The 26,646-nt window shown below is 72.3% G+C and carries 24 protein-coding genes; 14 read left to right on the top strand and 10 right to left on the bottom strand.

Annotation, left to right across the window (positions count from 1 at the left end; all coding sequences use genetic code 11):
* Window positions 1-107: 107 nt before the first annotated feature.
* From ACH4SL_RS15985 to ACH4SL_RS15965, 5 genes are all read left to right on the top strand, one after another.
* Complete coding sequence (locus ACH4SL_RS15985; RefSeq protein ID WP_398446634.1) at window positions 108-767, top strand: response regulator; 660 nt, start codon at window positions 108-110, stop codon at window positions 765-767.
* Between the two features lie 167 nt (window positions 768-934).
* Window positions 935-2,893, top strand: a complete 1,959-nt coding sequence (locus ACH4SL_RS15980) for a 2-oxoacid:acceptor oxidoreductase subunit alpha (protein WP_398445690.1) — start codon at window positions 935-937, stop codon at window positions 2,891-2,893.
* On the top strand, window positions 2,886-3,899 hold the full coding sequence (locus ACH4SL_RS15975; protein ID WP_398445688.1) for a 2-oxoacid:ferredoxin oxidoreductase subunit beta: 1,014 nt from the start codon (window positions 2,886-2,888) through the stop codon (window positions 3,897-3,899). Before ACH4SL_RS15980 ends, ACH4SL_RS15975 begins: the two co-directional genes overlap by 8 nt.
* 393 nt (window positions 3,900-4,292) lie before the next feature.
* Complete coding sequence (locus tag ACH4SL_RS15970; RefSeq protein WP_398445686.1) at window positions 4,293-5,504, top strand: helix-turn-helix domain-containing protein; 1,212 nt, start codon at window positions 4,293-4,295, stop codon at window positions 5,502-5,504.
* A 229-nt stretch (window positions 5,505-5,733) separates the two neighbouring features.
* Window positions 5,734-6,072, top strand: coding sequence for a hypothetical protein (locus ACH4SL_RS15965; protein WP_398445684.1), 339 nt, complete (start codon window positions 5,734-5,736; stop codon window positions 6,070-6,072).
* A 667-nt stretch (window positions 6,073-6,739) separates the two neighbouring features.
* Here the strand turns inward: ACH4SL_RS15965 and ACH4SL_RS15960 are convergent.
* Entirely contained in the window at window positions 6,740-8,290 is a 1,551-nt protein-coding gene (locus ACH4SL_RS15960; protein WP_398445682.1) for a recombinase family protein, read from the bottom strand.
* Window positions 8,291-8,453: 163 nt separating this feature from the next.
* Between ACH4SL_RS15960 and ACH4SL_RS15955 the strand changes: the two genes are divergently transcribed.
* The 3 genes from ACH4SL_RS15955 to ACH4SL_RS15945 all read left to right on the top strand — a co-directional run bounded on the left by ACH4SL_RS15955 (window position 8,454) and on the right by ACH4SL_RS15945 (window position 12,707).
* On the top strand, window positions 8,454-9,329 hold the full coding sequence (locus ACH4SL_RS15955) for an NAD(P)H-binding protein (RefSeq protein ID WP_398445680.1): 876 nt from the start codon (window positions 8,454-8,456) through the stop codon (window positions 9,327-9,329).
* 178 nt (window positions 9,330-9,507) lie between these two features.
* Window positions 9,508-10,467 carry an EamA family transporter RarD gene (gene rarD, locus ACH4SL_RS15950; RefSeq protein ID WP_398445678.1) on the top strand — a complete coding sequence of 320 codons (960 nt, stop codon included), beginning with the start codon at window positions 9,508-9,510 and terminating at the stop codon, window positions 10,465-10,467.
* A gap of 140 nt (window positions 10,468-10,607) precedes the next feature.
* A complete protein-coding gene (locus tag ACH4SL_RS15945) occupies window positions 10,608-12,707 on the top strand; it encodes an acyltransferase family protein (protein WP_398445676.1) in 2,100 nt (699 codons plus the stop codon).
* 84 nt (window positions 12,708-12,791) lie between these two features.
* Here ACH4SL_RS15945 and ACH4SL_RS15940 read toward each other — a convergent pair whose 3' ends face one another.
* Window positions 12,792-13,553, bottom strand: a complete 762-nt coding sequence (locus ACH4SL_RS15940) for a DeoR/GlpR family DNA-binding transcription regulator (RefSeq protein WP_398445674.1) — start codon at window positions 13,551-13,553, stop codon at window positions 12,792-12,794.
* Between the two features lie 90 nt (window positions 13,554-13,643).
* On the opposite strand from ACH4SL_RS15940, the gene ACH4SL_RS15935 reads away from it, so the two are divergent.
* From ACH4SL_RS15935 to ACH4SL_RS15925, 3 genes are all read left to right on the top strand, one after another.
* Entirely contained in the window at window positions 13,644-14,849 is a 1,206-nt protein-coding gene (locus ACH4SL_RS15935; RefSeq protein ID WP_398445672.1) for an MFS transporter, read from the top strand.
* A 190-nt stretch (window positions 14,850-15,039) separates the two neighbouring features.
* Entirely contained in the window at window positions 15,040-15,603 is a 564-nt protein-coding gene (locus ACH4SL_RS15930; RefSeq protein WP_398445669.1) for a flavodoxin family protein, read from the top strand.
* A gap of 156 nt (window positions 15,604-15,759) precedes the next feature.
* Window positions 15,760-16,416, top strand: coding sequence for a Type 1 glutamine amidotransferase-like domain-containing protein (locus ACH4SL_RS15925; protein ID WP_398445667.1), 657 nt, complete (start codon window positions 15,760-15,762; stop codon window positions 16,414-16,416).
* On the opposite strand, the gene ACH4SL_RS15920 is transcribed toward ACH4SL_RS15925, so the two are convergent.
* On the bottom strand, window positions 16,413-17,702 hold the full coding sequence (locus ACH4SL_RS15920) for an MFS transporter (RefSeq protein ID WP_398445665.1): 1,290 nt from the start codon (window positions 17,700-17,702) through the stop codon (window positions 16,413-16,415). The genes ACH4SL_RS15925 and ACH4SL_RS15920 overlap by 4 nt on opposite strands.
* The gene (locus ACH4SL_RS15915; protein WP_398445663.1) at window positions 17,699-18,241 is read right to left on the bottom strand and encodes an ArsR/SmtB family transcription factor; all 543 of its coding nucleotides are present in this window, start codon (window positions 18,239-18,241) and stop codon (window positions 17,699-17,701) included. The genes ACH4SL_RS15920 and ACH4SL_RS15915 overlap by 4 nt, the downstream gene beginning before the upstream one ends.
* Window positions 18,242-18,389: 148 nt before the next feature.
* Here ACH4SL_RS15915 and ACH4SL_RS15910 point away from each other — a divergent pair, with 148 nt between their 5' ends.
* The gene (locus ACH4SL_RS15910) at window positions 18,390-18,587 is read left to right on the top strand and encodes a DUF397 domain-containing protein (RefSeq protein ID WP_398445661.1); all 198 of its coding nucleotides are present in this window, start codon (window positions 18,390-18,392) and stop codon (window positions 18,585-18,587) included.
* 50 nt (window positions 18,588-18,637) lie between these two features.
* On the opposite strand, the gene ACH4SL_RS15905 is transcribed toward ACH4SL_RS15910, so the two are convergent.
* Both ACH4SL_RS15905 and ACH4SL_RS15900 read right to left on the bottom strand, forming a co-directional pair.
* On the bottom strand, window positions 18,638-19,465 hold the full coding sequence (locus ACH4SL_RS15905) for a phosphotransferase (protein ID WP_398445659.1): 828 nt from the start codon (window positions 19,463-19,465) through the stop codon (window positions 18,638-18,640).
* Window positions 19,466-19,520: 55 nt separating this feature from the next.
* A complete protein-coding gene (locus ACH4SL_RS15900) occupies window positions 19,521-19,967 on the bottom strand; it encodes an ATP-binding protein (RefSeq protein WP_398445657.1) in 447 nt (148 codons plus the stop codon).
* Between the two features lie 387 nt (window positions 19,968-20,354).
* Here ACH4SL_RS15900 and ACH4SL_RS15895 point away from each other — a divergent pair, with 387 nt between their 5' ends.
* Complete coding sequence (locus ACH4SL_RS15895; RefSeq protein ID WP_398445654.1) at window positions 20,355-21,284, top strand: helix-turn-helix domain-containing protein; 930 nt, start codon at window positions 20,355-20,357, stop codon at window positions 21,282-21,284.
* Complete coding sequence (locus ACH4SL_RS15890; protein ID WP_398445652.1) at window positions 21,221-21,418, top strand: DUF397 domain-containing protein; 198 nt, start codon at window positions 21,221-21,223, stop codon at window positions 21,416-21,418. The genes ACH4SL_RS15895 and ACH4SL_RS15890 overlap by 64 nt, the downstream gene beginning before the upstream one ends.
* Here the strand turns inward: ACH4SL_RS15890 and ACH4SL_RS15885 are convergent.
* The 4 genes from ACH4SL_RS15885 to ACH4SL_RS15870 all read right to left on the bottom strand — a co-directional run bounded on the left by ACH4SL_RS15885 (window position 21,357) and on the right by ACH4SL_RS15870 (window position 26,587).
* Window positions 21,357-22,904 (bottom strand): glycosyltransferase family 39 protein, encoded by a 1,548-nt coding sequence (locus tag ACH4SL_RS15885; RefSeq protein ID WP_398445650.1) that lies wholly within the window; start codon window positions 22,902-22,904, stop codon window positions 21,357-21,359. The genes ACH4SL_RS15890 and ACH4SL_RS15885 overlap by 62 nt on opposite strands.
* Window positions 22,905-23,039: 135 nt before the next feature.
* Window positions 23,040-24,203: a lytic polysaccharide monooxygenase gene (locus ACH4SL_RS15880; RefSeq protein ID WP_398445648.1), complete on the bottom strand. Its 1,164-nt coding sequence runs from the start codon at window positions 24,201-24,203 to the stop codon at window positions 23,040-23,042.
* Between the two features lie 217 nt (window positions 24,204-24,420).
* The gene (locus tag ACH4SL_RS15875) at window positions 24,421-25,518 is read right to left on the bottom strand and encodes an ABC transporter permease (protein ID WP_398445646.1); all 1,098 of its coding nucleotides are present in this window, start codon (window positions 25,516-25,518) and stop codon (window positions 24,421-24,423) included.
* Complete coding sequence (locus tag ACH4SL_RS15870) at window positions 25,505-26,587, bottom strand: ABC transporter ATP-binding protein (RefSeq protein ID WP_398445644.1); 1,083 nt, start codon at window positions 26,585-26,587, stop codon at window positions 25,505-25,507. Before ACH4SL_RS15870 ends, ACH4SL_RS15875 begins: the two co-directional genes overlap by 14 nt.
* Window positions 26,588-26,646: the final 59 nt, after the last annotated feature.

The raw sequence follows: 26,646 nt of genomic DNA, 5'->3' as shown, positions 1-26,646 counted from the left end.
GGGGGCGCAACCTTGCCCTGGAGAAACCGTATTCCCCATCCGGGCGCGGATGCTGGGATGCTGGTCAGGTCAGACGGACACGGGGGAACGCGACGGTGGAGGACAGGGTGCGAGTGGTCATCGCCGAGGATTCGGTACTGCTGCGGGAGGGCCTGACGCGGCTGCTGACCGACCGGGGCCACGAGGTGGTGGCCGGTGTCGGCGACGCGGTGGGCCTGATCAAGGCGGTCGACGAGCTGGCGGCGGCGGGCGCGGCGCCCGATGTGGTGGTCGCCGACGTGCGGATGCCGCCGACCCATACGGACGAAGGCGTCCGGGCGGCGGTGCAGCTGCGCCGGGACCATCCGCAGGTCGGCGTGCTCGTGCTGTCTCAGTATGTGGAAGAGCAGTACGCGACGGAGCTGATCGCGGGCAGCAGCCGGGGCGTCGGATACCTCCTCAAGGACCGTGTAGCGGACGTCCGCGAATTCGTGGATGCCGTGGTCAGGGTGGCCGAGGGGGGTACGGCACTGGACCCCGAGGTGGTGGCCCAGCTGCTCGGCCGCAGCCGTAAGCAGGACGTCCTGGTCCGTCTCACTCCGCGAGAACGCGAGGTACTGGGCCTCATGGCCGAGGGACGCACCAATTCAGCCGTCGCCAAGCAGCTCGTGGTAAGTGATGGAGCGGTGGAGAAGCACGTCAGCAACATCTTCCTGAAACTGGGGCTGGCCCCTAGTGACGGGGATCACCGTCGGGTGCTTGCCGTGCTCACGTACCTCAACTCCTGAGGTACGCGGCCTCCCACCACTCGCACGTCCCGCATGATGAGACACCGTCTCATCATGCGGAAGAATTGGCGTTACGTGGCCCTTCCAGATAGCGGGACGTCCCGGGAAGGGCACCCTAACGCCCGTACGATGACGGTGAGCCGCAGCCTCGAAGGAGGGCCCAACCCGTGACCAGCCAGGTCAGCAGCCCCATTGCCGCGGCCACCGCGGACGAGTCACCCGCAGTGGTCGACGTACTCGGCGAACAGCGCAGCCCGGCCAAGGAGACCAAGCGGCTCGACCGCGTGATCATCCGCTTCGCCGGCGACTCGGGCGACGGCATGCAGTTGACGGGTGACCGTTTCACGTCGGAGACGGCGTCCTTCGGCAACGACCTGTCCACGCTGCCGAACTTCCCCGCCGAGATCCGGGCCCCCGCAGGCACGCTCCCCGGTGTCTCGTCCTTCCAGCTGCACTTCGCCGACCACGACATCCTCACCCCCGGCGACGCGCCGGACGTGCTGGTGGCGATGAACCCGGCGGCACTGAAGGCGAACCTGGGCGACCTGCCGCGCGGCGCCGAGATCATCGTGGACACCGACGAGTTCACCAAGCGCGCGCTCGCCAAGGTCGGCTGGGCCGCCAACCCGCTGGACGACGACACCCTCGCCGCGTACGCGGTGCACCGGGTGCCGCTGACGTCGCTGACGCTGGAGGCCCTCAAGGAGAGCGGCCTGGCGCGCAAGGACGCCGAGCGGGCCAAGAACATGTTCGCGCTCGGCCTGCTGTCGTGGATGTACCACCGCCCGACGGAGAACACCGAGGCCTTCCTGCTCAAGAAGTTCGCCAAGAAGCCGGACATCGCGCGGGCGAACATCACCGCCTTCCGCGCGGGCTGGAACTTCGGCGAGACCACCGAGGACTTCGCGGTCTCCTACGAGGTCGCGCCCGCCTCGGCGGCCTTCCCGCAGGGCACCTACCGCAACATCTCCGGCAACCTGGCGCTCGCCTACGGCCTCGTCGCCGCCTCGCAGCGCGCCCAACTGCCGCTCTACCTCGGCTCGTACCCGATCACCCCGGCCTCCGACATCCTGCACGAGCTGTCGCGGCACAAGAACTTCGGTGTGCGCACCTTCCAGGCCGAGGACGAGATCGCGGCGATCGGCGCGGCCCTGGGCGCGGCCTTCGGCGGCTCGCTCGCCGTCACCACGACCTCCGGGCCTGGCGTGGCGCTGAAGTCCGAGACGATCGGCCTCGCCGTCTCCCTCGAACTGCCGCTGCTCGTCGTCGACATCCAGCGCGGCGGCCCCTCCACCGGCCTGCCCACCAAGACCGAGCAGGCCGACCTGCTCCAGGCGATGTACGGCCGCAACGGCGAGGCGCCCGTCCCGGTCGTCGCGCCCGCCACCGCGGCGGACTGCTTCAACGCCGCCCTGGAGGCCGCCCGGATCGCGCTCACCTACCGCACCCCGGTCTTCCTCCTCTCGGACGGCTACCTGGCCAACGGCTCCGAGCCCTGGCTCATCCCGTCCGTCGACGAACTCCCGGACCTGCGGGTCGAGTTCGCGACCGAGCCGAACCACACGGCCGCCGACGGCTCCCGCGTCTTCTGGCCGTACGTCCGCGACGAGGAGACGCTCGCCCGCCCCTGGGCCGTCCCCGGCACCGCGGGCCTGGAGCACCGCATCGGCGGCATCGAGAAGCAGAACGGCTCGGGCAACATCTCGTACGACCCGGCCAACCACGAGCTGATGGTCCACACCCGGCAGGCCAAGATCGACGGCATCAAGGTGCCGGACGTCGAGGTCGACGACCCGTCGGGCAACGCCCGCACGCTCGTCATCGGCTGGGGCTCCACCTACGGCCCGATCACCGCGGCCGTCCGCCGGATCCGCGCCGCGGGGCTGTCGGTGGCCCAGGCCCACCTGCGCCACCTGAACCCCTTCCCGGCGAACCTCGGCACCCTGCTGGCCGGCTACGACAAGGTCGTGGTGCCCGAGATGAACCTCGGCCAGCTCGCCCACCTGCTGCGGGCGAAGTACCTGGTGGACGCCCGGTCCCTGACCCAGGTGACCGGCCTGCCCTTCAAGGCCGAACAGCTCGCGCAGGCGATCATCGCGAAGGCAGAGGAGAACGCAGATGTCTGAGGCGCTGACGCTGGTCCCCAAGGCGACCGCGAAGCAGACGATGAAGGACTTCAAGTCCGACCAGGAAGTGCGCTGGTGCCCCGGCTGCGGTGACTACGCCGTGCTGGCCGCCGTCCAGTCCTTCATGCCCGAGCTCGAACTCGCCCGCGAGAACGTGGTGTTCATCTCCGGGATCGGCTGCTCCTCGCGCTTCCCGTACTACATGAACACCTACGGCATGCACTCCATCCACGGGCGTGCCCCCGCCATCGCGACGGGCCTGGCGACCTCGCGCCGCGACCTGTCCGTGTGGGTCGTCACCGGCGACGGCGACGCCCTCTCGATCGGCGGCAACCACCTCATCCACGCGCTGCGCCGCAACGTCAACCTCAAGATCCTGCTCTTCAACAACCGGATCTACGGTCTGACGAAGGGCCAGTACAGCCCGACGTCCGAGACGGGCAAGATCACCAAGTCCACCCCGATGGGCTCGCTGGACGCGCCCTTCAACCCCGTCTCCCTCGCGCTCGGCGCGGAGGCCACGTTCGTGGCGCGCACCATCGACTCCGACCGCAAGCACCTGCAGTCCGTGCTGCGGGCCGCCGCCCAGCACCACGGCACGGCGCTCGTGGAGATCTACCAGAACTGCCCCATCTTCAACGACGGGGCGTTCGACGCGATCAAGGACTCCGGCGACGCGGTGATCCGGCTGGAGCACGGGCAGCCCATCACCCTCGGCGAGGGCCACGGGGTCGTCCGCGACCCCGCCACGGGTGAGCTGGCCTTCACCGAGCTGAGCGATCCTGCCGGTCAGGCCCTGGTCCACGACACGCACGCGAGCGGTCCGTCGACCGCGTTCGCGCTGTCGCGCCTGGACGAGCCGACGCCGATCGGGATCTTCCGCGATGTGGCGCGGCCCGTCTACGACACGCAGATGGCCGAGCAGCTCGACTCGGCCGTCGCGGCTACGGGTGAGGGTGATCTGGCGAGCCTCCTCGCCGGGAGCGACACCTGGACGGTGTCCTGACCTCGCCCCCCGGGGCGGGGGGCTGCCCTCTGCGCAGGGCGGTGACCGTTTTTAGGGGCGCGGGGAACTGCGCGACCAGCCACGACGTGCCGTCACGTCGTCACCGGCCCGAAGGGGCAGTTCGGTTCGTACCGGACCACCGGCCGGTGGAGGGCTGAGCGCGCAGTTCCCCGCGCCCCTGGTGCTTCTCTCAAACACACACTCTATCGAGGGAGGTGCTGAGGGAGTAGGGGCCCGGTGAGGATGGAGCCGGTTGGAGCGTGTGACTTCCGGTGTTCCGGGGGAATTGGCGGAGTGGGCGGCTCTGAACTGCCGCCCTGGTCTGTGCGGTCGTTCGGCCGTCGGGGCCGACCGGCGTACCGTGGAGGGACCATCCTTTGCCCGGGGGTAAGCGTGGGCGTATTTGAGTCCGGAATCGGCGACCGTCTGGCGGAGTTGCGGCTCCGGCGGAACTTCACGCAGGAGGAGCTGGCCCATGAGGCCGGGGTCTCGGTCGATGTGGTGCGGAAGCTGGAGCAGGGGCGGCGGACATCGGCGAGGTTGACCACGATCAACGCCTTGGCCAGGGCCTTGGACACGGAGCCTTCGTTTCTCGTGGGCCAGCCTTCGACGTTTGAGGGTAACCACCACACGGAATCGGAGCTGCCTTCGGTGCTTGCCTTGCGGCAGGCAGTGTCGCCGCTTTCGGATCTCATGGGTGGGGAGGCGGACCCGGAAGATCCGCCGACCGTTGCTGAACTGCAAGCGTCGCTCGCATCAACTGAGGTCATCCGACGCGAGGGCCGTATGGGCGAGATCGGGAAACTCCTGCCCCAGCTGATCCGTGACGCGCGTGCTGTCGTTCACGCCTCCACCGGTGCCGACGCCGCAGCAGCGCAATCGGTCTTGGCCGTGGCCTACCAGGTGGCTGCCACTACCTTGACGGCCCTCGGCAAGGAGGATGCGGCCTTCACGGCGATGGAGCGTTCTTGGGCCGCCATAAGGCATTGTGACGACCCGGACCTGGAGACGCTCGCCGCGTCCACTCTGTCGTGGATCTTCACCAAACAGGGCAGGCTCGAAGACGCCGAGCGCGTTGCCGTGCTGCGTGCTGAGCAGATCGAGCCGGGCTTCCGGTCCGCTCCCAAGGACCTGGCGCTGTGGGGTGTGCTGCTCCTGCGCGCAGCCACGGCGGCGGTGCGGCAGGAGCGTCAGGTCAATGATCTGCTGAACATGGCGACCGGTGCGGCCGCGAGTATTGGTGCGGATCTGATGGTGTACGCAACTCCCTTCGGCCCGACAAATGCCGGGGTGGCCAAGGTGAACTTCCTCGTCGAGTTGGAGCGCAGCGACGAGGCAATTCGTGCTGCACGTACGGTTCCGGCCCTCGATTCCCTGCCACCGACGTGGCGGGCCCGTTTCCACGTTGACCGGGCCTTGGCCTACTCCGACCTCGATGACGACCCGGCTGCGACGCGGGCGTTGTTGCTGGCTGAGCAGGACGCTCCCGAGTGGATGCGTTACCACTCCACCTCACGCCGCCTGGTGGAGGATCTGCGGGGCCGGGTTCGGCGCCGGGATGCGCCGGTATTGGCGCTGGCGGATCGCCTCGGACTCATCGGGTAGGACGCTGTGCCCTACTTGATCACAAAGGTAGGGCAATACGCCGCTGTGACGGGCGGTCGGCAATTCCTAGCGTGTGCCTCAGTAGACCCCCGCGGCCGTGGAGTCGGCCCGGGGGCGTGGCTCGACGCTGATTGGGAGCGCCAAACATGCATGACTTTATCGGACTTCGGTTCGAGCGGGTAATGATCGTCTTCGGCCCGATGCGGGCCCGCGGGCAGGTGGCGCGCTGATGAGCATGCGACTGCTGCCCTGGTCCGGCGAGGGCGGGAAGCCGTCCTACCTCATCACGGACGGTGAGGCGGGGTCGGTTCTGACCCGGTTGGCCGACAACCTGGAGGAGGTCCAGGTCGGTATGGCCTCCGACCTCCTGGAGTACGTCGACGACGTGCTGTCGGAAGGGTTTGTGTCGGAGACGGAGTTGCGCGGCATGATCGCGTCGCTGTGCCAGTCGGTACGGGATCTGGTGCGGATCGCGAACTGCCGGGGGGACCGCCTGCCCGTACCGCCGGGCGACGACGCGGCGTCCCGTGCGGCGGACGCGGTGATCGACCGGGAGATCATCCGGTGACGGCCGCCACCGCATGGACCGGCCGGGCGGGCGGTGCCACATGAGACAGGTGTGGTTCTGCATCGGGATCGTGGTGTTCTGTGCGCTGGTGATCGTGCCGCTGGTCGTCGTCAGCGACCCGTACCCGCATCCGTAGCGGATGTGCCCCCCGGGGTGCGGTGTTGGCTCGCGGGCTGCCGGAGGGTGTTGGGCCGGTGTCCTGCCCGGGTGGGGGCCGGGCATGGCCAGGGGGCCGTACGCTTCCCGGCAGCTCGGGCAGGTCGTTGAGCCTGCCCGCAATGTGTCCGAGTGGCCCCCTGGGCTTGCCCGGCGAGGGGCCCCGCCCGGGGAGGTGGCTCAAGACCCGGGAGGCTGCCCGCCCCAGCCCGAACGCCCTCGCCTGAGCGCGGGGAAGGCTGCCGGGAAACGGCTCACCCTCGGGGGGTGCTCGTGGTGCCGGGCGGCTGCCGCTCCGGACGGGACCGGCCGTCAGGCCGCACGCCCGTCCGGAGGGCGGCGGGCCGCCCGGGTGCGCCCGCAGGGCGCACCCCTTGAGTAAGTGAAGAAAGTTTAGACCGATCGCCGATACCCGCCCCCCGGGGCGTGTGCGTGAGGGGCGAGGGGCGGTCGGCGCGAGCGGGTTGCTGCGGTCTGCCGGACCGGGCCGGAGACCGTGCTGGGTCGCGGGCTATGCCTCGGCGGGTGCGGCGTGGTCGGCCAACAGGTCGTGCAGGCTCAGCCCGGTGGCCTGCCAGCGCTGCCCGGCGCCCCGGGGCCAGAGCGTGACGCGTACCCCGTAGCCGTGGAGGAGTTCTCGGCGGGCGGCACCGTCCGGGGCCGTGGCCCAATGGTCTGCAATGGTCTGGCCGGTCGGTACGAGCTGCATGCCCGCCGGTCGCTCAGGAAGTGCGCGAAGCTCGCGGATCTCCTGCCCGAGCCGGGCGTACTGGGCACGGAACCACTCCGCGTCGTCCTCGTCCACGTACAGCCCGGCCGCCCGGTCGTCGCGCAGGCGCTTACGGGCGGCCTCCGCCTCCGCGACCCTTGCCGCGTAACCCGTGCCCGGGTCGTAGATCTTCTCCATGACCTGGCCCGACCCGTACCGGGCCAGGAACCACTCCCCGACAGCCGTATCCAAAGCGGTGGTGGCCATCGTGGGGGCGGGCTTGCAGTGCTGCGAGGCGGGGACACCGCGTACCCGGCCGTTGCACCCGTACCCCGGGTGCGGGCCCGCGCTGGTGTTGCGGGTCACGATGTACAGGCGCCGCCCGCACGCCCCGCAGAACGCCAGCCCCGACAGCAGATGCGTGCCCTTCTGCGTTCGCGCCCCGTCCCGGCGCGGCCTCAGCTTCTCCACCAGGGCGTCATGCGTGGCCCTGTCCCACAGCGGTTCCGCGAGCCTGACCGGCTCTCCGTCCGGACCGATCACCGGGCGTCCGTCGTGGATGAGGTAGCCGAGCGCCGCCGGGCTGGTCAAGATCACGTGGAGAGTCTTGCGGTTCCACATCCCGCCCTTCCTCGGCCGCCCGTACAGCTCGGCCCGACGGTCCGACGGCGACGCAACCCCCGCACGCGTCAACCGTGCCGCCTCCGACGCTGCCGTGACCGTCCCGGTCCCGTCCGCCAGCAACCGGCGGGCAACCTCCCGGATCACCCCGGCCGCCACCGGGTCGATCTCCACGTGATCGACCTTCCCCATGGGAACCAGCCGGATGTACTGGTACCCGTAGCTGGGCATCTGCCGCGGCTGGCCTGCCGCCCGCGCCCGCAGCGTCTCATCCCGGTTGCGCTTCTGGATCGCCCGCAACTCCATCTGCGACCCCCACGCCTTGGCCATCCACTCATTCTCCTGGTTGGGGTCATGGAAGTCCCACACCCCCGTGTGGTCGGCCGTCACGATCAACCGGCCCTGACCCGTCAGAAGCTCCTGAGTGTTCAGCGTGTCCCGCACATTGCGCCCCACCCGGTCCACACTCGCCGACGCGACCCCGTCGTACGGCCCCATCTCACCGCGCAGCCACGGACCGAACCCCTTACGCTCCAGCGGGTTCGTCGCCCCCGACACCTCCCAGTCGTCCGCCCACGCGATCACATGCCCACCCATACCCGCCACCGCAGCAAGAACCTGCTCCCCCTGCCGCGCCGGACTGCTGGTCGCATCCGTCTTCCGGCTCAACCGGCGCACCCCCACCATGCACCGCCCGCACCCGTCATACTCCGTCGTGAGCATGTCGCCCATGATCCGACGCTCCGTCCCCGCAGTCACCTGCGTTTAACGGAAGCACCACCCCTGGGGGTTGCCCGGCGCCGCAGGCGCCACCTCCCCGCGGGCGGGCCGCGGGCGGCGAGCCCGGATACGGTGAGGGCGAGCCACCTTGTGCTGAGCCCCCCGGAGGGAAAACGTGAGTATCGCCGTCACCGGAGCGACCGGCCAGCTCGGCCGGCTGGTCATCGCGGACCTGCTGGCCCGGGGCGTCGCCCCGGACAGCATCGCCGCGGTGGTCCGCGACAGCGGCAAGGCCGCGGACCTCGCCGCCCAGGGCGTCGAGGTCCGCGTCGCCGACTACGACGCCCCCGACTCCCTCGCGGGAGCGTTCGCCCCGGGCGACCGCGTGTTGCTCGTGTCGGGCAACGAGGTCGGCCGCCGGAGGCCGCAGCACACCGCGGTGGTCGACGCGGCGGCCAAGGCCGGCGCGGCCCTGCTGGCGTACACCAGCGTGCTGGGCGGGCCCGCGGCGGACTTCACGCTCGCGGACGAGCACCGGGCGACGGAGGAGCTGATCACGGCCTCGGGCGTGCCGTACGTGCTGCTGCGCAACGGCTGGTACACCGAGGTCTACACCGCGAACCTGCCCGCGGTGCTGGAGCACGGCGTGGTGATCGGCAACGCCGGCGAGGGCCGTGTCGCGTCGGCGGCCCGCGCGGACTACGCGGCGGCGGCCGCGGTCGTGCTGGCGACCGACGGGCACGAGAACCGGGCGTACGAGCTGAGCGGCGACACCGCGTGGAGCTTCCCGGAGTACGCGGCCGTGGTCGCGGAGCTGTCGGGGCGGCCGGTGGCGTACCAGGACATCAGCGGCGAGCAGCGGCTGGAGATCCTGACGGGCGTCGGCGTGCCGGCGGCCTTCGCCGAGGTGCTGGTCGACGTCGACAACGCCATCGCGCGCGGCCGCCTCGCGGGCACGAGCGGCGACCTGGCCCGGCTCACCGGCCGCCCGACGACGACGCTGCGGGAGACCGTCGAGACGGAGCTGCGCGGGCTCGGGGCGCTCGCGTAGGCCGCGGCGAGGGTGTCAGGACCGATCCGCGAATAGCCCCTGGCGTGGGCATGCCGTCGACCGCTACCGTCGTAAGGGCCGCACCCGTATCGGGGTCCGTACCGCGTCCGTTCGCCGGAGAGCACGTACGACGGCGGCACGGCGCGCACCCAGGGTGCGGGGAGGACGGGTCGGGGCGATGGGCGACAAGCGCGCAGGGCTGGTCTACGGCTTCGCGGCGTACGGCATGTGGGGCCTCTTCCCGCTGTACTGGCCGCTGCTGGAACCGGCCGGGGCCGGGGAGATCCTGGCCCACCGGATGGTGTGGTCGCTGGTGGTCGTCGCGGCGCTGCTGCTGGTGCTGCGCCGCTGGGCGTGGATCGGCGAGCTGATACGGCAGCCGCGGCGGCTCGCACTGGTCGCGGTCGCCGCGGTGACGGTGTCGGTCAACTGGGGCACGTACATCTGGGCCGTCAACGCCGGCCATGTCGTGGAGACCTCGCTCGGCTACTTCATCAACCCGCTGGTCACGATCGCCCTCGCGGTGCTCGTGCTGCACGAGCGGCTGCGGCCGGTGCAGTGGGCGGCGGTCGGCATCGGCTGCCTCGCGGTGGGCGTGCTCGCGGTCGGCTACGGGCGGCTGCCGTGGATCGCGCTCGTGCTCGCCTTCAGCTTCGGCGGCTACGGGCTGGTGAAGAAGAAGATCGCGATGGGCGGTCTGGAGTCGCTGGCCGCCGAGACGTCCGTGCAGTTCCTGCCCGCGCTGGGCTTCCTGCTGGTGCTCGGCGGACGCGGCGACGCGACCTTCGCCTCGCACGGCGCCGGCCACGCGACCCTGCTCGCCCTCGCCGGTTTCGTGACCGCGGTGCCGCTCGTGTGCTTCGGCATGTCGGCGAACCGGCTGCCGCTGTCCACCCTGGGCCTGCTCCAGTACCTGGCGCCGGTCTTCCAGTTCCTGATCGGCATCCTGCACTTCCACGAGACGATGTCCGGCGAGCAGTGGGTGGGCTTCCTGCTGGTGTGGGTGGCGCTCGTGCTGCTGACCGGCGACGCGCTGCGGACCGCGCGCCGCTCCCGTGCGCAACTGGCGCAGGCCAAGGCCGCGGCGGCGAAGGTCTCGCCCGCGGACATCCCCGGGGAGACCGCCGGGACGGCGTGAGGCACGCCGGGCCGGTGTGAGAACGGCAACAGGCTTTCGCCAAAGATTTTCCCGTTCAGGGGGCGTGAACTGGTCGTTCCTGTCCAGGAGCGGAATGGGGCCGAACCGTACGGCCGCACCCGACGCAAGGAACGCATGTCGTGACCACCCTCTCCCCCGCCCACCACGTCACGCCGGCCACCGGGAAGGACCGGCCACCGGTCCGGCTCGACGTCCAGGGGCTGCGCGCGGTCGCCGTCACCCTCGTGGTGCTCGCGCACTGCGGGGTGGGCGCGGTCGCCGGGGGCTACGTCGGGGTGGACGTCTTCTTCGTCGTCTCCGGCTTCCTCATCACCTCGCTGCTGCTGCGCGAGCTCGCCGCCTCCGGCCGGGTGTCCGTGCGCGGCTTCTACGCCCGGCGCGCGCTGCGGCTGCTGCCCGCCGCCACACTCGTCGTCCTGGTCACGCTCGCCGGGTCGCGGCTGTGGCTGTCGAAGGTGCGCTTCACCGAATACGCGGGCGACGCGCTGGCCAGCTCGCTCTACGCCGTCAACTTCCGCCTCGCGAAGGCCGGCACGGACTACCTGAACGCCGACAGCCCGCCCTCCCCCTTCCAGCACTTCTGGTCGCTCGCGGTGGAGGAGCAGTTCTACGTGGTGTGGCCGCTGCTGCTGGCCCTCGCATGGCGGCTGGGGCGGCGGTACGGGCGCCCGCTGGCGGCCCCCGCAGTGGTGCTGGCCGCGCTGTGCCTGGTGTCGTACCGGCTGAACACCACGCTGACGGCCGGGTCGCCCTCCTGGGGCTACTTCGGCACGCACGCCCGCTTCTGGGAGCTGGGCGCGGGCGCGCTGCTCGCGCTGGGCGCCCGGCGGCTGGGGCGGCTGCCGGGGTGGGCCGCGGCGGCCATGAGCTGGGCGGGGCTCGCGGGCGTGCTGCTCGCGGCGGTGCGCTTCGACGACGGCACCGCCTTCCCCGGGCGGTACGCACTGCTGCCGGTGCTGGGCACGGTGCTGGTCCTCGCGGGCGGGGCCGGGGACGCGCCCGTACGGTACGGGGCCGGGCTGCTGCTCGCGCGGCGGCCGGCCGTACGGGTCGGCGGGCTGTCGTACGGGTGGTACCTGTGGCACTGGCCGCTGCTGGTGATCGGCCCCGCCGCGCTGGGCCGCCCCGCGGGCGTACGGCTCGGGCTGGCGCTGAGCGCGGTGGCGCTGGGCCTCGCGTGGGTGACGCTGCGGGTGGTGGAGAATCCGGTGCGCTTCCACGCGGCCTTCCGCGGTCGGCCCCGCCGGGCGCTGCGGCTGGGCGGCGCCCTGTCGGCGGGGGCCGCGGCGGTGGCGCTCACCGCGTCGCTCTTCCCCCCGCCGATCAGCGCGGGCGGGCCCGCGCCCGGCCTCGCGCAGGCGCTGAGGACCGCGCCCGACCCGGGGCAGCGGCTCACCCAGCTGCTCGCGGCGTCCGCCGCCAAGCTGCCGAGCAACCTCGCACCGCCGCTCACGGACGTCAAACCGGAGCGGTCGGCGGTCTACCGGGACGGCTGCCACGTCGAATACGTCGCGACCCGCGTACCCGACCAGAGCTGCGCGTACGGCGACACGGGCGCGGACAAGGTCGTCGTGATCTTCGGCGACTCGCACGCCGCCCAGTGGTTCCCGGCGCTCGACCGGCTGGGGCGCGAACGGCACTGGCGGGTCGTGTCGTTCACGAAGGCCTCCTGCAAGGCCGCCGACGTCACGATCATCGCCCAGCACGCCCCGTACACCGCGTGCGACACCTGGCGGCAGGACGCGCTGGCCCGTATCGCCGCGCTGCACCCCGACCTCGTCCTGGTCTCGGCCTCGGACGAGGGCGACCCCGTGGACCCCGAGCGCGATCTGCGCGAGCAGTGGGCCGAGGGCTTCGACAAGACCTTCGCGCAACTGCGCGCGGACGGGGCGCGGATCGCCGCCGTACTGGACACGCCCACGCCGAAGTCGGACGCCGTGGACTGCGCCGCCGACCACCCGCTGGAGCTGGCGGACTGCGCCGAGCCCCGGGACCGCGCGCTGGACGACACCCGGCGGCTGGCCCTCACGGAGGCGGCGCGGGACGAGGGGGCCACGCTGATCGACCCTGCCCCGTGGCTGTGTGCGCCGGACGGGACGTGCCCGGTGCTGGTCGGCAACACGATGGTCTACCGGGACGACAGCCACATCGCGGAGGGCTTCGCGGCGGCGCTGACCCCGGTGCTGGGCGCGCGGCTGGCGGAGCTGCTGCCCGCGTGAGCCGTCACACTGCCTGGACGGCGGCGCTCGCGTGAGCCGTCAGCGCGTGAGCTTTCAGCGCGTAAGCCGCCGGCGCGTAGGCCGTCACACCGTGCGGACCGCCGTGCCCGCCGCTTCGAGTGCGGCCAGCTCGTCCGCCGGGGCGGCGGCGTCGGTGACCAGGGTGTGCAGGAGGGGCGTCGGGCCGACGTACGCGTAGGCCGTGCGGCCGAACTTGCTGCCGTCCGTGGCGAGGACGACGCGGCGGCTCGCGGTGATCGCCGCCTTCTTCACCGCGGCCTCGTCCAGGTCGTACGCGGTCAGGCCCTCGGCCGCGCTGAGGCCGCAGCAGCCGAGGACGGCGGTGTCGAAGCGCAGGGCGGCGAGCGAGGCGAGGGTGAGCGGGCCGGTGAGGGCGCCCTCGGCGGCGCGCGGCTTGCCGCCGGGCACCATGAGCGTGGTGGGGGCGGGTGCGTCGCTGAGCAGGTGGACGGCCTGGAGCGACAGCGGCATGACCGTGACGGGGCGCCCGCGCAGCAGCCGGGCGACCTCCAGGCAGGTGGTGCCGCTGTCGAGCAGGACGCTCTCGCCGTCCGCGATCAGCGCGTTCACGGCGGCGGCGATCCGCTGCTTGGACTCCACGGCCTCGTGCGCGCGCAGCGCGAAGGGCGGCTCGTCACCCCTGAGCAGCAGGGTGCGGGCGCCGCCGCGGACGCGTTCGAGAACGCCCTGCGCGGCGAGCGCGTCGAGGTCGCGCCGGATGGTCATCTCCGAGGCGCCGGTCAGCTCGGCGAGCGCCTGCACCGTGGCGCTGCCCGCGTCCCGTACGGCCTGGGCGATCAGCCCGTGACGGTCGGTGTTGCTCATACGGTGATTGAACACCACGTGCTTGCGCACACACAAGCTGTTCGCTGGCGGCTATTTCGCACATCAGATGTGTTCGTTATGGTGGCGGACATGGAACGCGCTCTCCGGGCCGCCCGCGTGGCGACCTTCGTCTACTTCGTGCTCGACGGCACCCTCATGGGCATCTGGGTCGTGCACATCCCCGCGATCGAGGACCGGGTGGGGATCAGCCACGCCACGCTGGGCGGGCTGCTGGTGCTGCTGGGCCTCGGCGCGTTCCTCGGCATGCGGGTGGCGGGGCCGCTGGCCGACCGGCTCGGGACACGCGTCGTCGTCCCCGCCTCGGGCGTGCTGTGCGGGGCAGCGCTGGCCCTGCCGGGCCTGTCCCGCAGTCCGTGGACGCTCGCGGGGGCGCTGCTGGTCTTCGGCTTCTGCAACGGCTCCCTGGACGTGAGCATGAACGCGCACGCCGTGCACGTGGAGAAGGCGTACGCGCGGCCGGTCATGTCGGCCTTCCACGCGACCTTCTCGGTGGGCGGCGTGCTGGCCTCGCTCGTCGCGGCGGCCGCGTCGGCGGCGGGCATGGGCACGGCGGCGGTGCTCGCGGTGGCGGGCGGCGTGGGCGTCCTGGTCGCGCTGGCGGCGGCGCCTCTGCTGCTGCCGTCGGGTGCCGTGGCGAAGGACGAGGAGGCGGAGGCTGCGGAGGTTGCCGCGCCGGAGGCCGAACGCCGGGGCGGCTCGCGCTACATCCGCGTCCTCGCCGCGCTGGCCTTCATGAGCATGCTGTGCGAGGGCGCCGCGAACGACTGGAGCGCGCTGCACCTCAAGGACGTCCTCGGCGCCCCGTCGAGCACCGCGGCCTTCGGCTACGGCACCTTCGCGGCCGCGATGACGGTCGGGCGGCTGCTCGCGGACCGCGTCTCCGCGCGCTTCGGCTCCCTGGCGATCCTGCGCTACGGCTCCGCGCTGGCCGCCGTCGGAATCACCGTCGCCGCCCTCACCCCCTGGCTGTGGGCGGCCTTCGCGGGCTGGGCGCTGTTCGGCCTGGGCCTGTCGGGGTGCGTCCCGCAGCTCTTCAGCGCCGCCGGGCACGCCGACCCCGCGGCCGCGGGCGCCAACGTCTCGCGCGTCGCGGGCCTGGGCTACCTCGGCATGCTCGCAGGCCCCGCCGTCATCGGCTGGCTGACCCATGTGACGGCTCTGAACCACACGTTCCTGCTGCTGACGCTGCTGTGCGCGGTGACGGCGGCGGGCGCGGGGGTGCTGCGCACCGGGGAGCCGAACCGTACCCGCGAGTTGGAGCCCTCGCGCTCCTGAGCGCCCCCCCAGGGGGCTCAGGAGCTCCCCCTCGACCACCCGTGCGGCCCGGTCCTGACGCCGGGCCGTACGGGTATCCGCCGCGGGCGGGTGGGACGCGGATGCCGCGCGGTCCGTTCACCGGCGGGGTGTGACGCGGATCCCGCCGGGTCCGGTTGACGTCAGTAATGCGCGGACGCAATATATGCACATGCATGACTCTACGGGCCGACGCTTCCTCTTCCTCCTCGGCAGCACCCGCGCGGGCGGCAACACCGAAGCGCTCGCGCAGCAGGCGGCGGCCGCGCTGCCCCCCGACGCCGAGCAGCACTGGGTGCGGCTCACGGAGCTGGCGCTCCCGGCCTTCACCGACGTCCGCCACTCCGGCGACGGCTCCTACCCCGAGCCCACGGGCGACGCCCGCACCCTGCTGGACGCGACCCTCGACGCGACGGACCTGGTCATCGCCTCGCCGCTCTACTGGTACTCCCTCTCGACGCCGACGAAGCAGTACCTGGACCACTGGTCGGGCTGGCTCCGCGTCCCCGGCGTCGACTTCCGCTCCCGCATGGCGGGCCGCCGCCTGTGGGGCGTCACCGCCCTCGCGGGCGCCGACCACTCCGACGCGGACCCCCTGGTGGGCACCCTGGAGAAGACCGCCCGCTACATGGGCATGGACTTCCGCGGCACCCTCCTGGCCAGCGCGACCCGTCCCGGGCAGGTCACGGAGGACGAGGACGCGGCGCTGCGGGCGAAGAGGTTCTTCACGGCGTGAGCGGCGCTCCCGGCGGGGCCTTCGGGATCGGCGGGGCTCCCGGCGGGTTTGGCGATTTCGGCGGCCCTCGGCCGCTCCGCCGCGGTGTCAGTGCGGGGGGCTAGTGTGGCGGCCCCGCAAGGCTGTTGAGCACCGCGCCGACCGCGAAAGGGCCCCATGAAGCTTCTTCTCACCTCGGCAGGCGTCACGAACGCGAGCATCCGCAGCGCCCTGGTCGAACTCCTCGGAAAGCCCGTCTCCGAAGCGCACGCGCTGGTCATCCCCACCGCGGTCTATCCGATGAGCGGTCCGGCCGCGGCCTGGAGGGTGATCACCGGGCAGAGCCGCACACCCCTGTCGGAGATCGGCTGGAAGTCCCTGGGCGTGCTGGAACTCACGGCGCTGCCCAGCCTCGGCCGGGACACGTGGCTCCCGTGGGTCGAGGAGGCCGACGCCCTGCTGCTGTCCGGCGGCGACGCGCTCTACCTCGCCCACTGGGCGCGCGAGTCCGGGCTGCCGGAGCTGCTGCCCTCGTGGGAGGGGGTCTGCGTGGGCGTCAGCGCGGGGAGCATGGTGATGGCTCCGCACGTCGGCGAGGAGTTCGTCGAGTGGCGCCCGCCGACGGGCGGCGACGAGGCCCTGGGAATCGTCGATTTCGCGATCTTCCCGCACCTGGACCACCCCCTCCTGCCGGAGAACTCGACGGCCGACGCGACCGGCTGGGCTGCCCGGCTGCCCTGCCCGGGGTACGCGATCGACGACGAGACGGCGGTCACGGTCGTCGACGGAGCCGTCGAGGTCGTCTCCGAGGGGCACTGGAAGCTCTTCGCCTAGGCGTTCTCCGCGACCGGCTCCCGGACTTCCGGGCGAAGCGCGTCCGCGGCCCTGCTGGGTGCCGCCGCACGCAGCGCCGCCTCCACCCGGTGGTTGCCGGTCATGGTCGCCGTGACGGCGGTCATCGCGAGCAGCAGGCCGCCCGCGGCGAAGAGCGGGGTGCGGACGCCGTAGGCGGTGGCCAGCCAGCCGCCGAGGAAGGCGCCGAAGGGGGCGGCGCACATGGCGAGCATGCGGGAGGTGGAGGCGACCCGGCCCATCAGGTGGGCGGGGACGACCGCCTGCCGGAGGGAGGGCGCGAGCACCATCGTGGCGCCCATGCCCGCGCCGCAGACGGCGAGCGCGAGCCCGGCGGCGTAGGCGTTCGGGGCGGCGGCGAGGCCCAGGACGGCAAGGCCCTCGATGGTGGCCGTGCAGGTCAGCGCGGTGCCGGTGCCGAGCCGGCGGCCGAGGAAGGAGGCGATGCCCGCGCCGAGCAGACCGCCGGTGGCCTCCGCCGTGAGGAGCAGGCCGAAGCCGAGGCTTCCGATGCCGAGGCGGTCGTGCGCGAAGAGGGCGAGGACGGTCTCGACGGCGAGGAAGGCGATGTTGCCGACCGCCGGGCGCAGCGCGAGCCCGAGCAGCAGCCGGTCCCGGAAGACGTACGAGGCACCGGCCCGCGCCTGCCGCAGCAGCGACTCGCGGGCCGCGACGGCGGGGCGCGGTGTCGCGGGCAGCGACCGTACGAGCAGCGCGGACAGCGCGAACGACACCGCGTCGGCGAGCAGCGGCGCCGCCCGCCCGAGCGCGAGCAGGGCGCTGCCCGCGGGCGGGCCCGCGAAGCCGGACGCGGCGGTCTGGGTGCCGCGCAGGCGGGAGTTGGCGTGCTCCAGGAGCGCGGGGTCGCGGCCGAGCAGATCCGGCAGGTAGGCCGTGGCGGCCGTGTCGAAGAAGAGCCCGCCGAGGCCGAGCAGGAAGGCGACGGCCGCGAGCAGCGGAATGCTCAGCACGTCGTACGCGGCCGCGCCCGCCGGTATCGCGAGCAGCGCCGCACGCGCCACGTCCGCGACCCACATCGTGCGCCGCCGGTCCCAGCGGTCGACCAGGGCCCCGCCGAGCACCCCGAAGAGCAGCCACGGCAGCGTCCCGGCGGCCGAGACGACGGCGAGCGCCAGCGGATCGCGCGTCAGCGCCAGCGCGAGCAGCGGCAGCGCGGCGTGCGTCACCCCGTCGCCGAGCGAGGAGATCCCCTGCGCCGTCCACAGCCGCCCGAACCCGGCGGGCGCCTTGCTCACGCGTGTGGTCACTTGGCGCTCCCTTCGGCCTGCGGGCCCTTGCCCGGGTGGAACAGCGCGAAGACGAGCGACGCGTCCGGCAGCGCGGGGTCGGACAGCTCCCGGTATTCGTCCGCGAGCGCCTCCAGCCGCGCCCCCAGCTCCGCGAACTGCTCGTCGGTGAGCCGCAGATGCGCCATCCGCACATGCCGCTCCCCCTCCTCCGGCGCCGCCTCCAGATCCGCGACCGCGTGCCGCATCAGCACGTCAGGCCCCCCGTCCCCCGGATCCGGCAGCTCGATCGACCGCGCGGCCATCGCGTAATACCGCTCGGTGACCCCCCGCACCTTCCGCGTCCGCACCACCTTCACCAGCCCCGCCCGCTCCAGCAGCCGCACGTGATAGCTGGAGCTCCCCTTGGCGAGCCCCACCCGCTCGGCGATCTGCGTGATCGTCGCGGGCTCGAACCGCAGCACGGCCATGATCCGATGCCGCGTGAGGTTGGAAACGGCCCGCAGTTGCTCGTCGGTGGTGACACGGAAGGTCTCGGGAAGCTCGTCGTCGCTAGGCATGGGGCCAATGGTCAACGTTTCTTGACCATTGCACAAGGGGTTTGCCCGAACGAGCGCCGAACGCGGGGCGGTCTGGCGCCCGGACCCGGGCCTGATGCACCATCACGCGTGACGGCAAGGCACGGCCGAACGGCAAGGAAGGCGCGTCATGGACGACATCGCAGGCCCTTACCGCAAATCCTCCTACTCCGGGCCCGAGAGCAACTGCGTAGAGGTCGCCGCCACGGCGGGCGGGGGCCGGGCCGTGCGGGACAGCAAGGACCAGGCGGGGCCGAGTCTGCGGTTCAGCGCCGAGGCGTGGGGCGCGTTCCTCGCCGTGGCGCGGGACGGGGAGTTCGACCGCTGAGGTCGGTTGGCTGAGCGGGAGGACGCCCCGGGGGCGCCGCGCCCATGGCGTCACGCCGCCGGGCGCGGGTGCGGCAGTAGTGCGGAGAAGCGGGCGTTGTTCGGGCGCGCGGCCGTCTCGCCCACTCGGGCGGACCACTGGCGGCAGGTCGCCTGCACGTACGCCGCGACGGCTTCGGGGGCGGCCGCGCGCCAGGCGTCGGTGGTGTCCAGCCAGGTCAGGGCGGCGGTGGGGGGCTGGCCGGACTCCATGAGGCGGACGGCCGTGTTCGCCGCGTCCACCCAGGCGGGGCCGAGGGCGGGCATGGCCCAGTCGACGACGTGGGCGTTGCCGCCGTGGCGGGTGATCAGGATGTTGTGGGGGTTGGTGTCCGTGTGCAGGAGGTGGGGACCGTCGAGCAGACCGGCCTCCCGCTCCGTCAGGAAGCCGCGGAGGCGGTCCGCGAGCCGGGGGATTTCCAGGCCGGTACGCGCCACGTAGGCGTCGTCGACCGCGAGTCGCCGCATTGTGTTGATCACGAAAGCCAGCGCGCCGAGGTCCTGCGTTCCGGGGGTCAGGTCGACGTGCCGCCCGTCGAGGTAGGCGAACGCCAGGCAGTACCAGCCCGCGGCCGTGAAGCTGTACCGCACGGAAGGGCTCACCCCGGCCACCGCGTTGTTGATGCGCTCCTCCGTCCGCATCGCGCGCATACCCTCGGGGTCCTCGGTGCGCACGCCCTTGAAGAACAGCGGGCCACTCCTGGCCGTGGCCACGACGAACGCCGCCGGGCTGTTGAGCCCGGCCCCCACCTGCTGCGCGGAATACACCTTCCCGGCGCGGGCTTCCACCGCGCCGCGAAGCTCGTCGGGAAGCTCGTCCCAGCCGACGCGATTGTCCATGGAGTCTGCTCGTTCCGTGAGGGGGGCCGTATCACTCCGGCCCCGCCGCGATTGGTCAGCCCTGCGGGGCGGCGCAGGCGAGCGTCGCCCACACCAGCTTGCCGACGCCCTTGCGGTCGGCGACGCCCCAGCCTTCGGGGCCGGTGAGCGCGGCGACGAGGGTGAGGCCGCGGCCGCGTTCGTCGTCGTCGGTGGCCGCGCGGGGTTCCGGGCGGTGGGCCGCGTCGGCGTCGTGGACCTCGATGCGGACGCCGTTGGGGGTACGGGCGTAGCAGGTCTGGACGCCGCGGCCCGCGATGCGGGTGTGGACGACGGCGTTCGTGAGCAGCTCGGAGAGCACCAGGCCGGCCGTCTCGTTCAGCTCCGCAAGGCCCCATTCGGCGAGGACACCGGCGAGTTCGCGTCGCGCGCGGCCTACGGTGCGCGGGGTCCGGGGCCAGAACGTCGTCACGCTCGGCGGGACGTCTTCGGCCTTCGGGTCGCCTTCGGACTGCTCGTGCATGTGCGTGCCCTTCCTCGACTGGGGGTGACGAGTGGACGTCAGGGGTCCCCGGCGGTCGCCACGCGGGGACCCCTGACGGAGGGCTCGACCGGCACGCGTGCGCTGCGGGGGCTGCGCCGGGCCGGGAGTCCTCTGCACCCGCGCCGCGCCGACTGAGACGGCGGTGCCGACGCGGCACGGGAGTTGAGGGGATGACTGAATGATCATCAGCAACGACACGGTCGCTGACTGACAGTCATGAGCGTAGGACGCCCTTCACGCCTAGCGCAACCCATCCCCTCGAATTCACTGCGACGCATATATGCGATCACTCAAGTGTTCTAACGAGTCCCGTACGGTGACATCTGACGTACACTCACTTGGCGTAACCCGGAGAAAGGAGGGGTCATGCCCGCTGGAGGACGTCCCACCGTGCGCAGCAGGCGACTTGGCGCGGCTCTCAGGGAGTACCGCCTCGCCGCCAAACTCGAACAGCTCCAGGTCGCCGAGGTCATCGCCGCATCGCAGACGCGCGTCAGCCGGATAGAGACCGGGCACGTCACCGCCCGGCCGATCGAGATCCGCGCGATGCTCGACGCCTTCGGCGTCGCGGACCTGGACATCCGCAAGAAGCTGGAGGACATGTCCCGGGCCTCGTATCGGCGCGGTTGGTGGCTGGAGCACTCCGCGTACCTCCGGCCGGACTACCTGGACCACATCTCGCTGGAGGACGACGCGACGTACATCCGGGAGTGGCAGCCGGTAGTCGTCCCCGGGCTGCTGCAGACTCCCGCCTACGCCGAGGCCGTCATCACGGCGAGCCCGTCCTTCGTTGCTCCCGAGCGAGTGGAGCACCTCATCAGGGTGCGTCAGACCCGACAGGCGAAGATCGCACCAGGCGCCGCGAACTACACCGCCATCGTCTGGGAGCCGGTCGTCGTCCACCCCTTGGTGGACCCGAAAGCACACATCGAACAGTTGCAGCACATCCTCACGGTGACGGAACGGCAGAACGTCACCGTGCAGGTCATGCCCTTTGCAGCAGGCGCGCTGGCTGGGGCGGCTTCCGCTTTCTCCAGCTTCAGCTTCGACGACGAGCCGATCGTCGAGGCGGTGACCATGGACAACGTCCGCGGCACCTCCGTCCTGGAAGCGCCCGCCGATCTTGCCGCCTACACCAACGTTTTCGACAAGCTACGATCGGCTGCACTATCACCCGACGACAGCGTGCGGCTGATCCAGAGTGCGCTGCGGGAAGGCAAGAAAGGCACGCAGTGGACGACGTTGAAGGCCGTTTCCGCAAATCCTCCTACTCCGGAGCCGAAAACAACTGCGTAGAGGTCGCCGCCACGGCGGGCGGGGGCCGGGCCGTGCGGGACAGCAAGGACCAGGCGGGGCCGAGTCTGCGGTTCAGCGCCGAGGCGTGGGGAGCGTTTCTCGCCGGGGCGCGGGACGGGGAGTTCGACCGCTGAGGTCGGTTGTGTGAGCAAGGGGAAGGCCCCTGGAAGCCGCTGGGCGGATTCCGGGGGCCTTTGGCGTACGGCGCTCGAAGACCAGCACACGGCGGCCGCGGGCGCTGATGTCGGCCACCTTCGTGAAGTGCGAGTGGAGGACGGACATCTTCGTACGGTCGCGGGCCGTCGCGTTCGCCTCGGCGGTGAAATCCGCGTCCGTCACCAGGAGGATGCGGTGCTGGGCCAGCATCGCGGTGCGGATGCGGGCGGGGGGCGCCTCGACGCCCTCCAGGGTCGCGGATTGCAGCGGGTCCTCGGACAGGGCTATGTCGTGCAGGCCCGCGAAGGCGTCCGGGGAGACGTAGGCGGTGTCGCGGCGCCAGGACGGGAGGAAGAGCACCGCCGCGTCGGGGGATTTGAGGCGCTGGACGTGGGCCGCGACCGCCAGGACGTCGTCCACGCGGCTGGACGGGGAGCGCTCGGCCACGCACTGCGGGAGGAGGGCCAGCGTCAGGGCGGTGACGGCCGCCGGGACGAGCCAGCCGCGCGCGGTCGCGCGGGCTGCCGCGTCCAGGGCCGCGCCGATCAGCAGGGCCAGGCCCAGCAGGCTGAAGACGACGTAGCGGTCGAGATAGAGGGGGTGGGACAGGGAGATCGCCAGGAGGGCGAGTTGGGGGGCCGCCAGCAGCGGCAGGCCGACGGTCGCCGCCGACAGCCGCCCGGCGGCCGGGCGCAGCGCGGCGGCCGCGAGGGCGCCGATCACCAGGAGCACCGCCGGGGCGATCAGCTTCGACCAGGTCAGCGGCGCTATCCAGGCCACCTGGTGCTGCTGGGTGCGGCTGTAGAGGATCAGCGGGAGCACCGCGGCGGTGGCGGCCGCGGACGCCGCCGCCCAGCGCTTCGCGGGGCCGCGCCCGGCGCGCGTCCACAGCAGGGTCGCCGCGTGGGCGAGCAGCATCAGCAGGGAGAGCCAGTTCAGCAGGCCGCAGAGGGCGACCGTCCCGCCGTACGCCGCCCAGCGGCCCGTGCCGCCGTGGCCCTGGAGGAGCGTCACCAGCAGCAGGGTCGCGACCGCCACCCCGGCGGTGACCAGCGCGTACGGGCGGCCCTCCTGGAGGTAGAACTGCACGGCGGGGAGCAGCCCGAACACCGTCCCGGCCGCCAGGCCGGCCCGCGGGCCCGCCAGCCGCCGGCCGAGGACGGCCACGCAGCCGGCCGCCACCGCCATGGCCAGCACCGAGGGCAGCCGCAGCGTCGTCGTACTCGCCCCGAAGCACGCGAACAGCTCGTGCATCAGCAGGTAGTAGAGGCCGTGCACGACGTCGATGGAGCGCAGCATGCGGCACAGGTCGGCGGGCGGGCGCTGGGCCGCCTGCCAGGTCGCGGCCTCGTCCCGCCACATGCTGTGCTGCCGGGAGAGCCCCCACAGGCCGAGGGCCAGCGTCCACAGGACGGGAATCAGCCATACGGGCGGGCGGGGAGACGTGTTTCGTGAAGGGCGCACGTATGGCAGATGCAGGAATCCGGCGCGACGTTCACTCCGCGGCGGCTTCCGGTTGTGAAGATCTGCCGCCGCCAGAGGTGCGGTAGGGGGCGGCCCCCGGGACGTGGGTCCCGGGGGCCGCCTCGGGCGCGCCGGTCAGGAGAAGGAGCAGGTGATGGAGCCGTTCGGGGTGTTGATGTTCTGCGACGAATTCGCGGTGAAGCCGAATGTCGTGGTGCCGTCCGCCGGGATCGTGCCGTTGTAGCCGGCGTCCTTCACGGTCACCTTGTTGCCGCTGGTGGTCAGGGTGCCGTTCCACACCTGGCTGAGTGTGGTGCCGTCACCGAGTGTCCAGTTCACCGTCCAGTGGCCGGACGGGGATGTGCCGTGGTTCATGACCTCGACCGAGCCCTGGAATCCGCCGCTCCAGGAGTTCGTCACCGAGTAGAGCGCCATGCAGTCGCCGTCGACCGGCGGCATGGTGGTCGGAGGCGTGGTGGGCGGAGTGGTCGGCGGGGTCGTGGGCGGGGTGGTGGGGGGCGTCGTCGGCGGGGTGGTGGGCGGGGTCGTGGTGCCACCGGTGGTGCTGCCACCGGTCGTGCCACTGCCGTTGTGGATGCCCGTCACCTCACCGTTGCCACCGTCGAAGACGATGTCGGAGCAGGAGAAGAAGTTCTCGTTGCTGTCGGAGCGCACCCACTGGATGAACAGCATCGCGCTGCCGGAGCGGCCCGCGGGCAGCGCCTGGTCCCAGTAGTAGTGGCCGCCGTCCGTGCCGGGCGAGCCGACAGCGGGCGGGTTGGTGCTGGTGCTGATCTCGGTCATGTCCGCCCACGCCAGCGGGGTGGTCGGGGACCAGCCCTGCTTGGTGAGGTAGACGTGGAAGGTGCCCGGGTGCTGCGCCCAGTTGCTGTACTGGAGCTGGATCGTCGAACCCGACGTCAGGTGCGTCTTGGGCCAGTCGTCACGGGCGGCGCTGTAGGCGGAGAAGTCGTACGGCGACTTGTTGCCCGCGCTGCAGATCGTGCCGTCGGGCACGTAGCCCACGGTCTTGCCGCCCGCGTTCGAGTCCAGGACGGCGAACCAGTTGTAGAGCGGCGTGGTGCCGCTCTGCGCGACCGCGGCGGCACAGGCCGGGTTGGTCGGCTGGAGCGCGCCCGAGGGGGTCTTCGCGTCCTGGTAGCACAGGTACGTTCTGGAGCCTGGCATCATCGCGACGCCGTGCGCCTGGGCCTGGCCCTGCGTCAGGAAGACGATGCCGAGGGCCGAGAGCAGCGTCGCCAGGACGGCGAGTAAAGAGAGCTGCCTCTTCTTTTGCACAGTGGTGACCTTTCCGGCGACGTCCCCGAGGCCGTGGTCCACCGCAGCCGGGTCCTCAGGGGCGGAGTGGGGGGAGAACTGTGACGTGGAGCACTCATGGGAGCGCTCCCACTGCGTGAAGCTAACAGCAGATCAGGGGCATGTAAACAGCTCGATCCGCAGAAGGGGGGAGTTTGTTGCCCCTTGGACGACTTCGGGTGTGCCGCCCGGGTCCGGCCTACGCCGTGATGTCGCGGGTCGTGAAGCGGGCCCAGGCGGCCGAGCCGAAGACCGCCGCGTAGACGGCCTGGAGGGCGAGGTTCTTCAGGATGCCGTCCCATATGACGGGGGCGCGCATCACGTCGGCGAAGCTCAGCCAGTAGTGGGGGAAGAGGTAGGGCTGGAGGGCGTGCAGCTGGGGGATGCTGTTGACGATCTGGACGGTGATGAGCAGGCCGACCGTCGCCGCCATCGCGCCGATGCCGCTGTCGGTGAGGGTGGAGATGAACAGGCCCAGGGCGGCCAGGCCGATCAGGGAGGCCGCCACCAGCAGGGCGATGAGCAGGCCGCGCAGGATGCCGTTGGTCAGGGAGACCGTGTTGCCGGACAGCAGCGTCACGCCGCCGACCGGGAAGAGGCTGAAGCCGACGATCACGGCGGACAGGACGACCGTGACCGTCGCGGCCGCGCAGAAGACCAGCACCGAGGCATATTTGGCCAGCAGCAGACGGGTGCGGCCGGCCGGGGCGACCAGCAGATAGCGCAGGGTGCCGGTCGCGGCCTCGCCCGCGATGGCGTCGCCGCCCACCACGCCGATGGCCATCGGGAGGAAGAAGGGGAGCGTTGCGGCGAGGGAGGCGAAGGCGAGGAAGAGGCCGTTGTTGCTGACCTGCTCCAGGAAGGCGGGGCCGCCGCCGTCGCTGCCGCCGACCGAGCTGCCGTCCCGGGTCTCGATCCGGATCGCGATGCCCACCAGCAGGGGGACCCCGGCCAGCACGCCGAGCAGCGCCATCGTCCGCGCCCGGCGGAAGACGGTCACCAGCTCGGAGCGGAAGAGGCCCAGCGACCAGGCCGCGCGCGGCGCCCGCGTAGCAGGGGCGGGGGCGGTGGCGGCGAAGCCCGCGCCCGGGTCCGCGGCTTCCCGCGGGGCGGGGGGCGCGGGGCTTTGCGCCTCGGGGGCCGGGGCGGCCGGGGCCTCGGGGGTCAGGGCGGCCGGGGCCTCGGGGGTCAGGGCGGCCGGGGCCGCGGGGACCGGGCTCTTCTCGGACGGCGGGGCCGCTTCCGTCGCGGCGCCCGCCGCCTCGCCCTGCTCCGTCGATGTCTCAGCCTGCGACATTGAAACCCTCCCCCGTCAGTGCCACGAACGCGTCCTCCAGCGAGGCGCGGCGCAGGCCGAAGCCGCGGACCCGGACGCCCGCCGCCACCAGCGCGGCATTCAGCTCGGCCAGGTCGGGCGGATCCGCGGGCAACTCGCCGGTCACCTCGGCGGTGTGCGGATCGGCCGCGATGTCGGTCACGCCGTGCTCGGTCAGGACCCGTATCGTCTCCTCCCGGTCCGGCGTGGTGACCGCGAGGCGGCCGCGGGTCCCGGCGGACAGTTCGGCCACCGGGCCCTGGGTGATGAGCCGACCGCGGGCCATGACCGCGGCGTGCGTGCAGACCTGCTCGATCTCGTCCAGCAGGTGCGAGGACAGGAAGACGGTCGTGCCGTCGTCGGCCAGCTCCCTGACCAGGCCGCGGATCTCCCGCATGCCCTGCGGGTCGAGGCCGTTGGTCGGCTCGTCCAGCACCAGCAGTTCGCGCGGCTGGAGCAGGGCGGACGCGAGGCCGAGCCGCTGCTTCATGCCCAGCGAGTAGGCCTTGGCCTTCTTGGCCGCCGCCGCGGTCAGGCCCACCCGGTCCAGCGCGGAGGCGACCCGGGCCTTGCGGGTGCGCGGATCCGCGGTCGGGTCCGCCGCGTCGAGCCGCAGCAGATTGTCCTGGCCGGACAGGAAGCCGTAGAGCGCGGGGCCCTCGATGAGGGCGCCGACCTTCGGCAGCACGCTACGGGTGGACTGCGGCATCGGCCGCCCCAGCACCCGCGCGCTGCCCGCGGTCGGCTCGATCAGGCCCATGAGCATCCGGATCGTTGTCGTCTTGCCCGAGCCGTTGGGCCCGAGGAAGCCGAAGACGCTGCCGCGCGGCACCCGGAGATCCAGGCCGTCCACGGCGAGGGTGCCCCGGTACTGCTTGGCCAGCCCGCGGGTCTCGATCACGACGTCCGCGGCGTGCGCCGCGGGGGGCTGCGGAGATCCCGCGGGCGGCGGACCCGCCGCCGTCTCGTCGTCGCCGGCCGACCCGCCGAGCGGCCCGCCGACCGCGGTTTCACCCTGCGGCGGCACCTTCGCGGTGGGCGGGTCTTCCATCGCACTCCTCGCTTCGCTTCGGTTTCGTTGTCGGTCGGCCAACCCGTCGCTCCGCTCCG

Origin of the sequence: Streptomyces sp. NPDC021020 (assembly GCF_044333285.1) — a bacterium.
GTDB lineage: Bacteria > Actinomycetota > Actinomycetes > Streptomycetales > Streptomycetaceae > Actinacidiphila.
The sequence above is the reverse complement of the archived record's forward strand: the minus strand, read 5'-3'. Positions and strand labels throughout refer to the sequence as shown.

Bases quoted from the DNA above. Each gene is read 5' to 3' on its own strand.
- ACH4SL_RS15975 (WP_398445688.1), top strand. From the start codon at position 2,886: ATGTCTGAGGCGCTGACGCTGGTCCCCAAGGCGACCGCGAAGCAGACG.
- ACH4SL_RS15965 (WP_398445684.1), top strand. From the start codon at position 5,734: ATGAGCATGCGACTGCTGCCCTGGTCCGGCGAGGGCGGGAAGCCGTCC.
- ACH4SL_RS15960 (WP_398445682.1), bottom strand. From the start codon at position 8,290: ATGGGCGACATGCTCACGACGGAGTATGACGGGTGCGGGCGGTGCATG.
- rarD (WP_398445678.1), top strand. From the start codon at position 9,508: ATGGGCGACAAGCGCGCAGGGCTGGTCTACGGCTTCGCGGCGTACGGC.
- ACH4SL_RS15940 (WP_398445674.1), bottom strand. From the start codon at position 13,553: ATGAGCAACACCGACCGTCACGGGCTGATCGCCCAGGCCGTACGGGAC.
- ACH4SL_RS15935 (WP_398445672.1), top strand. From the start codon at position 13,644: ATGGAACGCGCTCTCCGGGCCGCCCGCGTGGCGACCTTCGTCTACTTC.
- ACH4SL_RS15930 (WP_398445669.1), top strand. From the start codon at position 15,040: ATGCATGACTCTACGGGCCGACGCTTCCTCTTCCTCCTCGGCAGCACC.
- ACH4SL_RS15925 (WP_398445667.1), top strand. From the start codon at position 15,760: ATGAAGCTTCTTCTCACCTCGGCAGGCGTCACGAACGCGAGCATCCGC.
- ACH4SL_RS15915 (WP_398445663.1), bottom strand. From the start codon at position 18,241: ATGCCTAGCGACGACGAGCTTCCCGAGACCTTCCGTGTCACCACCGAC.
- ACH4SL_RS15910 (WP_398445661.1), top strand. From the start codon at position 18,390: ATGGACGACATCGCAGGCCCTTACCGCAAATCCTCCTACTCCGGGCCC.
- ACH4SL_RS15905 (WP_398445659.1), bottom strand. From the start codon at position 19,465: ATGGACAATCGCGTCGGCTGGGACGAGCTTCCCGACGAGCTTCGCGGC.
- ACH4SL_RS15900 (WP_398445657.1), bottom strand. From the start codon at position 19,967: ATGCACGAGCAGTCCGAAGGCGACCCGAAGGCCGAAGACGTCCCGCCG.
- ACH4SL_RS15895 (WP_398445654.1), top strand. From the start codon at position 20,355: ATGCCCGCTGGAGGACGTCCCACCGTGCGCAGCAGGCGACTTGGCGCG.
- ACH4SL_RS15875 (WP_398445646.1), bottom strand. From the start codon at position 25,518: ATGTCGCAGGCTGAGACATCGACGGAGCAGGGCGAGGCGGCGGGCGCC.
- ACH4SL_RS15870 (WP_398445644.1), bottom strand. From the start codon at position 26,587: ATGGAAGACCCGCCCACCGCGAAGGTGCCGCCGCAGGGTGAAACCGCG.